General features: G+C 35.9%; 12 protein-coding genes. 6 read left to right on the plus strand and 6 right to left on the minus strand.

Features of this window, described 5'->3' with window-relative positions:
* The first annotated feature begins 5 nt into the window (after positions 1-5).
* The 4 genes from I600_RS06300 (at position 6) to uxuA (ending at position 5380) form a co-directional block, all read left to right on the plus strand.
* Entirely contained in the window at positions 6-1361 is a 1356-nt protein-coding gene (locus I600_RS06300; RefSeq protein WP_058103617.1) for a Gfo/Idh/MocA family protein, read from the plus strand.
* Positions 1362-1519: 158 nt separating this feature from the next.
* The gene (locus I600_RS06305; RefSeq protein ID WP_058103618.1) at positions 1520-3355 is read left to right on the plus strand and encodes an alpha-L-rhamnosidase-related protein; all 1836 of its coding nucleotides are present in this window, start codon (positions 1520-1522) and stop codon (positions 3353-3355) included.
* A gap of 11 nt (positions 3356-3366) precedes the next feature.
* Entirely contained in the window at positions 3367-4182 is an 816-nt protein-coding gene (locus tag I600_RS06310) for an SDR family oxidoreductase (RefSeq protein ID WP_058103619.1), read from the plus strand.
* A gap of 19 nt (positions 4183-4201) precedes the next feature.
* Positions 4202-5380 carry a mannonate dehydratase gene (gene uxuA / locus I600_RS06315; RefSeq protein WP_058103620.1) on the plus strand — a complete coding sequence of 393 codons (1179 nt, stop codon included), beginning with the start codon at positions 4202-4204 and terminating at the stop codon, positions 5378-5380.
* A gap of 2 nt (positions 5381-5382) precedes the next feature.
* Here uxuA and I600_RS06320 read toward each other — a convergent pair whose 3' ends face one another.
* Entirely contained in the window at positions 5383-7620 is a 2238-nt protein-coding gene (locus I600_RS06320; RefSeq protein WP_058104299.1) for a DUF7133 domain-containing protein, read from the minus strand.
* A gap of 60 nt (positions 7621-7680) precedes the next feature.
* Positions 7681-8499 carry an SDR family oxidoreductase gene (locus tag I600_RS06325; RefSeq protein ID WP_058103621.1) on the minus strand — a complete coding sequence of 273 codons (819 nt, stop codon included), beginning with the start codon at positions 8497-8499 and terminating at the stop codon, positions 7681-7683.
* Positions 8500-8892: 393 nt separating this feature from the next.
* Between I600_RS06325 and I600_RS06330 the strand changes: the two genes are divergently transcribed.
* Positions 8893-9723 carry a DMT family transporter gene (locus tag I600_RS06330; RefSeq protein ID WP_262493582.1) on the plus strand — a complete coding sequence of 277 codons (831 nt, stop codon included), beginning with the start codon at positions 8893-8895 and terminating at the stop codon, positions 9721-9723.
* Positions 9724-9782: 59 nt separating this feature from the next.
* On the opposite strand, the gene I600_RS06335 is transcribed toward I600_RS06330, so the two are convergent.
* Positions 9783-9974, minus strand: a complete 192-nt coding sequence (locus tag I600_RS06335) for a hypothetical protein (RefSeq protein ID WP_058103623.1) — start codon at positions 9972-9974, stop codon at positions 9783-9785.
* Between the two features lie 275 nt (positions 9975-10249).
* Between I600_RS06335 and I600_RS06340 the strand changes: the two genes are divergently transcribed.
* On the plus strand, positions 10250-10786 hold the full coding sequence (locus I600_RS06340; RefSeq protein ID WP_058103624.1) for a lipid-binding SYLF domain-containing protein: 537 nt from the start codon (positions 10250-10252) through the stop codon (positions 10784-10786).
* A 60-nt stretch (positions 10787-10846) separates the two neighbouring features.
* Here I600_RS06340 and I600_RS06345 read toward each other — a convergent pair whose 3' ends face one another.
* The 3 genes from I600_RS06345 to I600_RS06355 form a co-directional block, all read right to left on the minus strand.
* Positions 10847-11665: an SDR family oxidoreductase gene (locus I600_RS06345; protein ID WP_058103625.1), complete on the minus strand. Its 819-nt coding sequence runs from the start codon at positions 11663-11665 to the stop codon at positions 10847-10849.
* A 144-nt stretch (positions 11666-11809) separates the two neighbouring features.
* The gene (locus I600_RS06350; protein ID WP_058103626.1) at positions 11810-13429 is read right to left on the minus strand and encodes a sodium:solute symporter; all 1620 of its coding nucleotides are present in this window, start codon (positions 13427-13429) and stop codon (positions 11810-11812) included.
* 8 nt (positions 13430-13437) lie between these two features.
* On the minus strand, positions 13438-14499 hold the full coding sequence (locus I600_RS06355; protein WP_317038722.1) for an aldose epimerase family protein: 1062 nt from the start codon (positions 14497-14499) through the stop codon (positions 13438-13440).
* Between the last annotated feature and the right edge of the window lie 111 nt (positions 14500-14610).

Below are 14610 nucleotides of genomic sequence, written 5' to 3' on the forward strand. Positions count from 1 at the left end.
ATACGATGAGTTCAAACAGAAGAAATTTTATTAAGAAAACAGCTTTGGGTGCAGTTGGGGCTACGATAGCCAGTGGTACCGCAAATGCGATGACAGCAAAGAGCTATTCTAAAATAATAGGTGCAAACGATAGAATTCATGTAGCTATTCAAGGTTTAGGTAGAAGGTATGGTGCCTATATACCTGCTATAGCACACAAAAAAAATAATGTTGAGCTTACCTATTTATGTGATGTAATGAAAAGTCAGCGAGACAAAGCTGCCACAGAAGTAGCCTCTAAAATTAGCAGCAAACCAAAATTGGAGAACGACATCAGAAAAATATTGGACGATAAAAATGTTGATGCCATATTTATGTCCACGCCAGATCATTGGCATGCACCAGGTGCCTGTATGGCAATGCAAGCCGGCAAACACGTTTATTTAGAAAAACCTTGTAGCCATAACCCACGCGAAGGTGAGTTGGTGGTTGCCTATCAAAAGAAATTTGATAAAGTAGTGCAAATGGGCAACCAGCAAAGATCTGCCCTAGAATCTCAAGAAATTATAAGAGATATACACAACGGTGTAATTGGTGATGTTTACAAGGCAACCGCATTCTATATTAGTGCAAGAGGTCGTGTACCCCACCAAACCAAGGCAAACCCGCCAGAAGGTTTAGATTGGGAACTTTTTCAAGGACCGGCTCCAAGAAGAGCGTACACGGACAACACTTGGGATTATAATTGGCATTGGTACGGATGGGATTATGGTACCGCAGAAATGGGCAACAATGCCACCCATGAACTTGACATTGCACGTTGGGCATTGGGTGTTACCTATCCCGAACACGTATCTGTAGATGCTGGCAAGTATCATTATAAAGATGATGGATGGGAAATGTATGACACAATGGAAGCAACTTTTAAATTCGCTGGAAACAAAACTATTAAGTGGGATGGAAATAGTAGAACCGGATATCATAAATTTGGCAACAAATATGGTAGGGGCACCATAGTTTCAGGTTCAGAAGGTACTGCATATATTGATCGCGGCGGTTATAAGTTATTTGACCAAAAAGGAAATTTCATTAAAGAAAACCTTTCTTCTGGAGAAGAAGCAGGTACTGCACTAGGTGGTGGTGGCGATATGTCAACTCTACACACTGTCAACTTCTTTGATGCCATTAGGGGAAAAGCCGAATTAACCTCTCCTATAGATGAGGGAGCTATTAGCCAAATGCTAACACATTATGCAAATATAGCTTCTAGAATAGATGATTCATTTGAAGTTGATGAAGCTACAGGTCGCATTTTTAATAGAGAAGCCATGAAATTATGGTCTAGAACATACGAACCAGGTTGGGAAATAAAAGATGTATAACCAGCATATTTTATCATAGCAATACTTATATGAAATTACCTTCTTATTAAAAAACAATGACATATAGGTAATACCCCCAGACTATTATACTAGATACTATGCTATTGACGGCATAGTATCTAGTTCTAAATATTATAAATATACATATCGTAAATACTATGAAAAAGCATATTCACATATGTCTTATACTACTTTCTATTGCAGTAACCCAAGCTCAAAATAGTAATACAAATATTGATTTAAAAACTACTATCATTCCACCTGCTAAGGTTGACAAACTAACAGGCGATAGTTATTTAATAGATTTTGGTAAAGCATTTTTTGGAACCATACAATTATATAGCAATAAACCTCAAACAGATTCATTGATCATTCATTTAGGTGAGAAATTAAACGATAAAAATGGAGTTGATAAAAATCCGGGAGCAACAATACGATATCAAAAAATTGTATTACCACAATTGACCGCCAACACCTTAATCCTTCCAAAATTAACTGCAGATAAGCGTAATACCACAGGTGCTGCCATACAGTTGCAAGATAGTATTGGTGTTGTAATGCCTTTTCGATATTGTGAAATTGAAAACCTAAAAATTCCAATTACCGAACTACAGGTTCATCAAAAAGCTTTACATCACAAATTTAACGATGAGGCTAGTGCCTTCTCATCATCCAACAAAATTCTAGATTCCATATGGGAGCTTTGTAAACACACTATAAAAGCTACAAGTTTTACAGGTTTTTATGTAGATGGTGATAGAGAGCGAATACCATATGAAGCAGATGCCTATATAAATCAATTAAGTCATTATAGTGTTGATAGCCTCTATACCATGGCAAGGAGAACTAATTCTTACTTTATTGAAAATCCTACTTGGCCTACAGAATGGTTATTACATACGGTGCCTATGTTCTACACTGATTATATGTATACGGGAGATATAGAACCCTTAAAACAACATTATAAAAACCTTAAATTAAAAACCTTAATAGAACTAGAACGTGCAGATGGCCTTATCAGTTCTTCTTCCCCAAATCTGAATGCAGCATATATTCAGAAACTAGGTTTTAAAAAGGCAGATACTAAAATAAAGGACATTATTGATTGGCCACCCGCTCAAAAAGATACAGGTTGGAAATTAGCTACCCCAGAAGGCGAAAGGGATGGTTACGAAATTGTACCGGTAAACACCGTGGTAAACGCATTCTATTATTATAATCTAAAGTTAATGGCAGAAATCGCAACTGTACTTGACAAAAAAGAGGATGCAGCTTTTTTCAAAAAGAAAGCCAAAAATGTAAAAACCACTATGAATACAAAGTTTTTTAATTCGGACAGAGGATATTATACAGATGGCGAAGGATCTACACATTCTTCCTTACATGCTAATATGATGCCTTTAGCATTTGGCATTGTACCAAAGGAACATGTTAAAACGGTTACCGAATTTATAAAAACCAGAGGCATGGCTTGCAGTGTATATGGCGCACAATATTTATTGGAAGGTTTATACTTAAGCAATGAAGCACAATATGCTTTAGACCTCATTACAGATACCAAAGGCGATAGAACATGGTGGAACATGATAGAAGTTGGCGCTACCATGACCTTAGAGGCTTGGGATGTAAAATACAAACCAAATGCTGACTGGAACCATGCTTGGGGCACGGCACCCTTGAACATAACTACACGTTACATGTGGGGCATAAAACCCAAAACAGCAGGATTTAAAATAGCCGAAATACAACCTCAACTAGCTAATTTGAAATTTTCCAATATTAAAGTACCCACCATGAACGGGGTCATTAAAGCAAGTTTCAAAAAAGACAAAAAAACACATCAATATATCATAGAAATACCTGAAAACATGTCCGCTGAATTTAAAGTTCCTCTAATTAATTTAAAAGGCAGACATAACGGGAAGAAAATTAAACCAAAACAACAAATTATCATCCTTAAGAGTGGAAACCATACGATTGACTTAAAACAATAATCAACACAAAAATGAACTTATTCAGTATAGAAAACAAAGTAATTCTAATAACCGGTGGCGGTGGAATACTTGGCGGAGAAATGGCAAGCTACCTACTTAACAACGGTGCTACCATTGTCATATTGGATTACAAAGAAGATATCGTCAATAGCGCCATAAAGCAGTTAAAAAAGATCAACAATAACGTTACCGGATTTGTTTGCAATGCCTTGGATGAAAAAAACTTAAAGGAAGTTTCTGATAAAATCATCGCCAAATTTGGAAAAATTGATATTTTAATCAACGCTGCAGGCGGCAATATGCCCGGAGCCACCATATCCGTTGACCAAACCATATTTGACGTAAATATTGATCATTTTAAGAAAGTGGTTGATCTAAACCTATTTGGCAGTATTTTACCATCATTGATTTTTGGCAAAGAAATGGTTAAGAACAATAAGGGTGTAATTATAAATATTTCTTCTATGACCGCCCAAAGTGCAATTACAAGAGTTGTTGGGTATTCCGCCTCTAAAGCAGCCATAGATAATTTCACCAAATGGCTTTCTGTAGAACTAGCAACAAAATTTGGAGAAGGTATTCGCGTAAATGCAATTGCACCAGGTTTTTTCATTGGTAACCAAAATAGAACCTTATTAGTTGATCAAGAAACCGGTAAATTTACCGAACGCGGAGAAACAATTATTAAGAACACACCCATGAAAAGATTTGGAGAAACCAATGAATTAAATGGTACTATTCACTATCTATGTGCCGAAGCATCAAAATTCGTTACCGGAATTGTTGTACCAATAGATGGAGGATTTAGCGCATTCAGCGGAGTTTAATAAAATTTAAAAAAAAATAATGGAACAAACATGGCGTTGGTACGGACCAAATGATCCAGTATCGTTATCAGATATAAAACAAGCAGGTGCAACAGGAATTGTTAGCGCATTACACCATATTCCCAACGGAGTTGTATGGTCCGTAGATGAAATAATGAAGCGAAAAAACACTATAGAAGCTGCCGGCTTAACGTGGTCGGTCGTAGAAAGTGTTCCAATTCATGAGCAAATAAAGACCCAAAAAGGAGATTATAAAACCTATTACGACAACTACAAACAAACTATTACCAATCTTGGACAATGTGGCATAGATACGGTTTGCTACAATTTTATGCCCGTTTTAGATTGGACACGTACCAATTTAGATTACGAAGTGTCAGATGGCTCTACCGCGCTTCGGTTTGAAGCTAATGCCTTTGCTGCCTTTGAATTATATCTATTAAAAAGACCCGGAGCGGAAAACACCTACACCGAGACACAAAAAAATGCTGCCAAAGCCTATTTCCAAACGCTTTCAGAAGCGGACAAAAATAAGCTTGTCAGTAATATAATAGCCGGTTTACCTGGCGCTGAAGAAGGGTACACATTAGAAGAATTCAATGAAATTTTAGCAACCTATGATGCCATAGGACCTAAAGAATTGAAGAAAAATCTATTTGAATTTTTATCTGAAATTATTCCGGTAGCCGAAGCATCGGGTATTCGTATGTGTATTCATCCAGACGACCCGCCTTTTCCTATCTTAGGTTTACCACGAGTGGTAAGTACGGAACAAGATATTGTTGATCTTTATAAAGCCGTTGATAGCCCTTATAACGGATTAACATTTTGTACAGGATCTTTTGGTGTAAGACCGGACAATGATTTACCGGGCATGGTAGACCGTTTAGGAGACCGAATTCATTTTATTCATTTACGTAGTACACAGCGCGATGCGGATGGTAATTTTCATGAAGCGAATCATTTAGAAGGTGATGTTGATATGTACTCAGTAATGAAAGCGTTGATCAATGAGCAAAATAAAAGAAAGGCCGCTGGTCGTAAAGACACTAGAATGCCCTTGCGCCCCGATCACGGCCATAAAATGTTAGACGACCTTAGAAAGAAAACCAATCCGGGATATTCCGGCATTGGTAGACTTAGAGGTTTAGCTGAATTAAGAGGTTTGGAAATGGGAATTAGAAAAAGCTTAAAATAGCTCTATTTTCTATCTAAAGCTTGTAATTCCGGTTCAGTAAACTCCATCCCCGTATATGATTTTACGTTTCGCAACTCACTAATTCGCTTGTTGCTTAAACTTCTGGATCGATCAGAAAAAGCATTGGTTACATATGATATAATATTGGCAATATCTTGATCGCTTATAGATTCATTTCTAATAAGTCCGGGCATTGCCAAATTTATATCATAACGTTCTCCATTTACATGAACAGGACCTTCTAGCCCGTGTAATATAATCAATGCCAAACGCTCTGTATTCTTAACATGCTCAGATCCCATAAGTGGTGGTGCCAAACCATCAATACCTTTACCATCTGCACCGTGACACGAGGCGCAAATTTGAAAAAACATTTTAGATCCACTAGTACGCGTATCTTCACGTATTACTTCACGAGTATAAATAGCATTCTTCTTATCAGATTTTCTATTGGTTATCGCATTTTCAAGCTTACTAAGGAAAGGGGTGTTTTTGAGGTTGTTCTTTATGACCGAATCATTATATAAAACGGTATCTACTTTTTCTAAACCACTGATTGCAGCATCCATTACAGTGGTATTCATCTCCCTTCGTTTCAAAATTTCGGTTAATAAAGGCTGAAATCGACGGTTATCAATTTTAACCCAGTGACCTAGAACATTGGCTAGGTATACATCTAAACCTAATTCATTCCTATCTAAAGCACTCTTAAAAATATGACTTGCCTGTTCAATTGACTTTTCTGAAATAAAGTCCTTTGAAATCACCAAAGCATGAGAAGCTACATCACTATTACTTTCTTCAATAACACTTACAAGAAAGTCGAAGGACAAGGCATTCCAGCCTTCTAAAACGTATAGTGCATGTAGTTGACCTAAAGGATTTTTGTTGTTCAACGCAAGGTCTTTAACATCGTCAATAACCGTTTTCAGCTCCTTAAAGATTAAAAAATGCTGGGCACGATCACGAATCCATCCATTATCACTTTGTAGCAATGAAACCAATTCACTAGCATTTAAGGTATCAAAATCCGTTAAATTATTACTAGTTGCATTATTATGGGATACCTTTAAAATCCTTCCGAAGTTAACAATGGTATCCAATTCTTTAGCTTTTGCTTTATCCCGTAGATACGGACTCATATATGCATGATGCCCAATCATACCTCTATGCATATCTACCACATACATACTACCATCGGGGCCGTTCTTTAAGCTTACCGGTCTAAACCCTTCATCTAAAGAGGTTATAAATTCCTTATTCTGCCAAACTTGTTCGGCTTTGGTAGCATCTCCCATAAAGTTTAAACGCAAACGCTTTATCAAATTTCCTTCAGGAATACATACGAAAACATTCTCGGAATAAGATTGAGTAAAGCTCCCTCCTCTATAAACCAATGGACTACAAGCTGCCGTAGCATTGACGAGTAAGCTATCTGCATTCAAAACTCCCTTTGCATACCCTCTATTTACAGACCCTGCAAAAGCAGGATACACCCTTTGATCATTAGTCAATAGTTTATCTACGCTAGCTTTAGGTGTATAATATTGGTTATCTATCAGCGTATTTGGCAACACGTAATCTCCCAATAAAATTCTAGAATTATCATTATAGTAAAGTCGGCCAAAATTATCATGGGTAATGCCCCATTGGCCTCTAAACGTCGTGGGTTCTTTTTTCCAAACACCATCAATTCTTCGATATCTAAAATTAGACTTTGCATTATATATCCAATTATCAATATTCAGTTCCAATCCGTTTGGCTGGTGCTCCGGGTTACCTTCAACCGCATAAATTGAATCAACCATAACTTTGTTTACCGGCTTATCATTTTTAATATCAACGAACCATAAATATGGAGGTTCTGCATACAGTAAACCACCATAAACGTGCGCCAAGGCACGAGGCATTACCAAACTATCCATAAATATTTTAGAATGATCTGCGACACCATCTTTATCCAAGTCTTCAAGAATAACAATACTGCCGGAAGGTTCCTCTTCACCAGACCCTTGAAGATCGTTCATATACCCAGGCATTTGCGCTACCCAAATTCTACCTTTAGCATCAAAATCTATGGCAACAGGAGCTTTGAGTAGTGGTTCTGCCGCCAAAACCTTTAAGTTAAATCCGTCCTCTACAACATATGAATCTAAAGATACTTCTGTTTCATCATAACCTGAATTACAAGAGATTAAAAGACAGAAGAAAACAAGTAAACTATAAAAAATTAATCGCATGAAAATTAATGGTAAATTAGGTAATCGATTACAAGAATAGCCAAACTTTAAAAATTGCATTTACACTCCAGAAAAGGAAGTAAAGCCACCATCCACATCAAAAATACTACCGGTTACAAAACTAGATGCATCACTAAGCAAGTAATGAACCATACCATTTAACTCAGACGCATCGCCAAATCTACCCATTGGAGTGTTTTTAATAATACTGTTACCTCTTTCGGTAAAAGAACCGTCCTCATTGGTCAATAGACGTCTATTTTGATTGCCTATAAAAAACCCGGGCGCAACGGCATTTACCCTAATTTTATCTCCATGTTTAGAAGCCAGTTCATTGGCCATCCATTTGGTGAAAATATCCACTGCACTCTTGGCCATTGAATATCCAAGAACTCTAGAAATAGTTTGTTTTGCGGCCATTGAAGAAATATTAACAATTGAGCCATAGCCCTGCTCTACCATTAATTCACTTAAAATTACAGTTGGTATAACCGTACCGAATAAATTGATATCGACAACCTTTCTAGTATCACCCATAGAAATATCCCTAATTGTTTGGTCTGGCCTTAAGGTTGCTCCCGGAATATTACCGCCAGCTAGGTTTACTAGTCCGTCAAGGTGTTTAAATTCTTCTTTTATTTTATTCTTCAACTTCACAAGTTCAGACTCGTCCATGACATCGACCTTAAAAACAAATGTACTATTTGGTACAAGCGCATTCAGCTCGTTCTGCTTACCCTTTAATTTATCTTCTGACCTTCCTAACAATAAAACTTTAGCACCATTTTCAACTAAATATTCAGCAATGGATCCACCTAAGGTTCCTGTTCCACCTGAAAGTGCATAATTTTTATCTTTTAAGGATAATAATTCGTTCATTTTATCTGTATTTGTGTAATTGAAATTAAGATTTTACTATTCATCAGTACTAGCTACAATGTATCTGCATTGTACCGCCAAGTTAAGGGAATTATCAAAAACTTCCCCTACAATTATGGCTATTATAACAATTACCATAAAATAATTCTGTCAAATTTCAAGACCTTTAAAATTAAAACTTCCCTTAATTAATTTGAAGGACATTAAAATGCTAAGAAATGATCGGTTTTATTCTTAGTTTAATGAAGAAACTACTCTAATTCTATAGAACAACTTCTTTCAAGTATGTTATATTATCAAAGTGATAAAACTTTAATGAGAAATGTAATTATCAGCGTTTAACTAGAAGATTTCAAATACAGGCATTTACCTTTGTACTGATAATTTTGAACTGTGAAGAAGGCCATTTTGTTTATGATCATTAGTACGTTTTCATTTAGTTTAATGAACTCGTTCGTAAAATACCTAAGCCATTTTCCCACCTTTGAAATTGTATTCTTCAGAACCATTGGCTCTTTAATTTTAGGAACATCATACATAATAATCAAGAAAATTCCAATATTGGGTAACAACCGTAGGTTCATGATATTTAGAGCTCTTGCGGGATTAACCGCTATGAGCTTGTTTTTTATGTCTTTGCAATACTTACCTGTTGGCACAGCAGTATCGTTAAGATATCTTGCTCCTATTTATGCCGCTATTTTTGCAGTATTATTACTTAAAGAGAAACTAAAACCTATTCAGTGGTTGTTATTTCTTTTTGCTTTTGGAGGAGTGTTAGTCCTTAAAGGTTTTGACAACACTATTAATTCAACAGGCTTACTTTTGGTTTTGGCAGCGTCCGTATTTAGTGGTCTGGTTTATGTACTTATTAGAAAAATTGGAAACAACGATCACCCAATGGTCATTGTGAATTACTTTATGTTTACAGGTACCGTAATAGGCGGGTTGTTAAGTTTAAACAATTGGATTACCCCAACCGGCATAGACTGGCTTTTATTATTAAGTTTAGGGATTTTTGGATTCTTTGGACAAGTTTTCATGACCAAAGCATTTCAAATTGCACAAACAAATTTAGTGGCACCATTAAAATATATTGAAGTTATCTTCACTATTATGGTTGGCATATTTTGGTTTGGAGATATTTATTCTATTTGGAGCCTAATAGGAATACTTATGATCATAGCTGCGCTGGTTGCAAATGTCATAGTTGGCAAAAAATAGGCAATAAAAAAAGGTACAGATTATTCACCTGTAGCTTTGGTAATGGTCAGAAATTACAATTATTTTCTAGTTGTCTCTTGTTCAGCCAAGCTATTGCTAACATCCTTAAGAGAGGATACAATTACTGTATTTACCTCGTCTTCAATTTCCTTAGCATTACTTATGTAATAAGCAGCTGATAAAAGTAATGCCAGAGCTATTAAAAGGTTAGCTATCATTTTAGAATCAAAAAAATATTCTTGCTTTTCCATTATTATCTCCTTTTAATATGTCATGAATATAAAACCAAAACTTTAAATTAACAAATATTTAAGAAATATTGAAAGCATTTAAAATGCTGTGCACAAATCATTTAGCTACTTCAAAATAAATAAAATCTCAATTTTTAACTTATAATTAACTGATTCACAAATATTTAACATGCATTTGAATCAATATTTATGTGGATAACAACAAACATTACCTACCTTTCAAATTAACTTTGTGGTATAGAAACAATTCTAATTAATTTATAAAACTAGAACAGATGAAAATTTTAAAATCTATAACATTAGCAGCTATTTTATTTGTAGCCGTTGGAGTAAATGCACAAAGCAGTAAGGACAAAAAAGTAATTAAAGATGCCGAAAATGCAAAGGAAAAATTAATGACAATGGATGTTGGCTTAGACCAGTTCTTTAACAACTCAGCAGGATATGTAGTTTTTCCTAACGTTGGAAAAGGAGGCTTCATAATCGGTGGTGCATCGGGTAATGGTGTCGTATATGAAAATGGCGAAAAAGTAGGTATGGCCGACCTAAAAAAATTAAGTGTAGGTCTACAAGCAGGCGGACAAGCCATTACGGAGGTAATCTTTTTTGAAACCGCTGAAGACTTAGCCGAGTTTAAAGAAGGAGATTTTGAGTTTTCTGCTGAAGCTTCTGCAGTTGCACTTAAATCTGGTGTTGCTGTAAATGCAAAGTATAGAGATGGTGTTGCCGTTTTTGCTTTACCAAAGGCCGGTTTAATGGCAGATGCATCTGTAGGTGGTCAAAAATTTGATTACACTCCTTTGATGCAATAATTAGTTCTCATTAAAATAACTAATAGCCACCCAATTCGGTGGCTATTTTTTTGTTTCCAATTACCCATTAGCAGTAAAACCTGGATAACAGGTCATACCCCCATCGACGAAAATGGTAGTTCCATTTATATATTCAGATTCATCCGATGCCAACCAGCTTGCTACACTTCCTATATCATCGGGCACTCCAATTTGCTTATAAGGTATTAATTTTAACATGCCATCTCTACCTTCTTGGGTACTCCATACATCCTTATTGATATCTGTTTTAATAGCACCGGGTGCAATGGAGTTACAACGTATCTTATACGGTCCGTATTCCTGACAAATAGTTTGCATTAGCATGACCAAGCCACCTTTACTTGCTGCATAATTAGCATGACCGGCCCATGGTATTACTTCATGTACAGAACTCATATGAATTAATTTCCCCAATGAATTGGAAATATCAGGTCGCATTCCCCTTCTCTTAAATTCTATTATAGCCTCTTTTGCGCAAAGAAATTGACCGGTAAGGTTTACATCTATCACTCGCTGCCAATCAGATAATGGCATTTCATGCAATGGGTGGTCTAATTGTAAACCGGCATTGGCTACACATACATCAACAGTACCAAATTTTGATATCGTTTTTTTAAACATATTCTGCACTTCATCTTCCTTGCTAACATCACATTTGACCACAATAGCATCACCACATTCAGAATTTTCACTGATCCAATGTGCTACCTCTTCAGCTTCCACTTTACTACTATGATAATTAATAACAATATTGGCTCCTTCCATTCCCATTGCTTTGGCAACCGCTTCACCAATACCATCACTAGATCCGGTGATGATACAGGTTTGCCCTACGAGTCTTTTATTTGGTTTTTGCATGTGTATTTTTTTTAGTGCTTTAAAATTAATTTTCTAAAAATCAATTCTTTATCTCTATTGCAATTATTTATAATGCACATCTATTTTAATGAAAAAAGTGCCACCTAAAATAGGTGACACTTTCTATACTAGTAAACCAAGTTGTTATTTTCCGTTGAAGAACACCATAATACCTATTACGATCAATACAATAAAAATAGAAACGATAATATCGATCCAATTATAGCTATTCTTATTTTTATTCTTTTCTTCCTCGGTTATAGTACCAAATGTTAGGTTGACTATTTGCTCTTTATCAGGCGATTTCGTTAATAGACTAACTACTACCATAAAGATTAAGCAAAATAAAAAGAACCAAGCACCAAAAGTCAAGAAATTCATATCCCCCAGATAAAATAATATCCCATCGGAATCAAAATTATCTTTAAGCAACTCTAACGCAATTCTAAAAAAGGCTACTAAAATTCCCATGATAAGGGTTGCAAAAGCTCCCGTGGCATTAATTCGCTTATAAAAAATTCCTAATAAGAATACAGCAGTAATGGGTGGTGCAATATACGATTGTACACTTTGTAAGTATTCATATAACACTCCTGATATATTTGCCATTATCGGAATCCAAATAATACCTATAATCACCACAAAAACAGTAGCTATTTGTCCTGTTCTCACCAGTTTTTTCTCTGGTGTATCAGGACGTAATTTCTTATATACATCAACTGTAAACAAGGTAGAACATGAATTAAATACCGAAGCCAAAGAACTCATTAAAGCTGCCAATAACCCTGCGGCAACAAGACCTCTAAGGCCTGATGGCAACAAATTACTCATTAACACCGGAAATGCTTCATCTGCACTCTCCCAATGTAATTCTCCTCTCATTTTCAACGTCAATGCAATAACACCTGGTATTAAAAACAAAAAAACAGGCAATAATTTTAACAATGCTCCGAATATGGTACCTCTCCTTCCTTCTTTTATGTTCTTTGCCGTTAATGTGCGCTGTACAATATATTGGTCTGTACACCAATACCATATACCGACTATAGTACTTGTAATGAACAATGAAGGCCAAGGAAAATCCGGATCGGTCGCCGGTCTCCACATATTAAAATATTCTGGTCCCAAGGTATCTACCATACTTCCCCATCCACCAACTTTATCCAACCCAATGAACGTTAATACAGCAGCGCCAACCACTAATAAAATTGCCTGTAGCGTTTCTGTATATACCACAGCCCGCATACCGCCCAAAACAGTATAAAGTCCTGTTAATATGACCGTAGCTATGGCTCCCGTCCAAAAATCTATACCCAATAATGCAGAAACTACCACACCACCTGCATAAATGGTCACCGATATTTTTGTTAGCACATATGCAACAATAGAGAAAACAGATAACACCCATCTAGATCTAGCATCAAAACGTTTCTCTAAAAATTCTGGCATAGTAAACACGCCACTCCTAGCATAAAATGGTAAAAACACCCAACCCAGCATTAATACAACCCAGGCATGTATCTCATAAATAAGCAAGGGCAATTTATTACTTGCTCCCGTGCCAGCTAAACCGACGACATGTTCTGAGCCAATGTTTGATGCGAATATTGAAGCACCTACTACAAACCAGCCAACGTTTCTGCCGGCTAAAAAGTAATCTTCCGTATTATCTTCTTTTTTCCTGATTACCCATATGGCTACACCTACAAGTAATAAAAAATAGAGTGAAATACTGATCCAATCTAAATGGTCTAATTGTTGCATGGTATGGTTTATTTAACTGTGAATTTGAAAGTGGTTTTTGTCAGGTATTTTTCTTCCGGAGTTAGTACTACAGAAGGAAAACTTGGTTGATTTGGTGCATCTGGAAAATGTTGGGTTTCAAAACAAAAGCCACTTCTTTTTGCGTAAAAACCACCGTTTGGTCTTGGTAGCTTACCAGCTAAAAAATTTCCTGTATAAAATTGCATACCTGGTTGATCCGTAATTACTTCAACACCTCTGCCCGATTCTGGGTGATATGCCTTTGCTACACGCCTATACCCTTTATCAGAATTGTTCAACACCCAGCAATGATCAAAACCACCACCTAAAGTAATTTGATCGTTGTTCATGTTTATAGCTTCACTCACCAATTTTGGTATTCTAAAATCGAACGGTGTACCATCTACAGCTGCCAACTCACCTGTAGGAATCAGCGAAGCATTCACTGGCACAAATTTGTCTGCATTGATCTCCACAACATGATCAATTATAGGTTGAGAGAAATCGCCCGATAAATTAAAATAGGAATGTTGTGTAAGGTTTACAATGGTAGTTTTATCTGTAGTTGCTTCGTATAAAACATCAAGACTGTTATCAGAATTTAGTGTGTAGGTGACCGTTGTTTTTAAATTACCGGGAAAACCCTCTTCCATATCTTTACTATAGTAACTAAGTTTTAAAGAAGCCGAGGTTTTATTTTCCTGAATATCTTCAACTTTCCAAACCACTTTATCAAAACCTACCACACCACCATGTAGACTATTTTCACCATTATTTTTTGCTAGTTGATATTCGTAATTGTTTAAGATGAATTTCCCTTTTGCAATACGATTTCCATATCTTCCAACAAGAGCTCCAAAATATGGGTTAGGTTTTTCGTACTGTTCCAAGTTTTTGAAACCTAAAACAACATTCTTAATATTTCCATCTTTATCAGGAGTTTCAACAGCTGTTATTCTTCCTCCAAAAGTTATAATGCTTACTTGAATTCCGTCCAAATTATACAGTTTGTATAACTCTACCTTCTCCTTATTTACCGTAACACCATAATTACTTTTTTTAATCCTCATTGAAATTTTATCATTTTGCCAAATCCCCTTAACATATTCCATGTTGAAATCTAAATATATTATCAAAATAGCAATAATCAACACCAAATACTTAGATATATTAATCAATTT

The sequence above is a fragment of the Maribacter dokdonensis DSW-8 genome, assembly GCF_001447995.1.
Lineage (GTDB): Bacteria > Bacteroidota > Bacteroidia > Flavobacteriales > Flavobacteriaceae > Maribacter > Maribacter dokdonensis.

Coding starts and splice junctions, on each gene's coding strand:
- I600_RS06355 (WP_317038722.1), bottom strand. CDS start 14,499: ATGAGGATTAAAAAAAGTAATTATGGTGTTACGGTAAATAAGGAGAAG.
- I600_RS06335 (WP_058103623.1), bottom strand. CDS start 9,974: ATGGAAAAGCAAGAATATTTTTTTGATTCTAAAATGATAGCTAACCTT.
- I600_RS06345 (WP_058103625.1), bottom strand. CDS start 11,665: ATGCAAAAACCAAATAAAAGACTCGTAGGGCAAACCTGTATCATCACC.
- I600_RS06350 (WP_058103626.1), bottom strand. CDS start 13,429: ATGCAACAATTAGACCATTTAGATTGGATCAGTATTTCACTCTATTTT.
- uxuA (WP_058103620.1), top strand. CDS start 4,202: ATGGAACAAACATGGCGTTGGTACGGACCAAATGATCCAGTATCGTTA.
- I600_RS06300 (WP_058103617.1), top strand. CDS start 6: ATGAGTTCAAACAGAAGAAATTTTATTAAGAAAACAGCTTTGGGTGCA.
- I600_RS06325 (WP_058103621.1), bottom strand. CDS start 8,499: ATGAACGAATTATTATCCTTAAAAGATAAAAATTATGCACTTTCAGGT.
- I600_RS06305 (WP_058103618.1), top strand. CDS start 1,520: ATGAAAAAGCATATTCACATATGTCTTATACTACTTTCTATTGCAGTA.
- I600_RS06310 (WP_058103619.1), top strand. CDS start 3,367: ATGAACTTATTCAGTATAGAAAACAAAGTAATTCTAATAACCGGTGGC.
- I600_RS06340 (WP_058103624.1), top strand. CDS start 10,250: ATGAAAATTTTAAAATCTATAACATTAGCAGCTATTTTATTTGTAGCC.
- I600_RS06320 (WP_058104299.1), bottom strand. CDS start 7,620: ATGCGATTAATTTTTTATAGTTTACTTGTTTTCTTCTGTCTTTTAATC.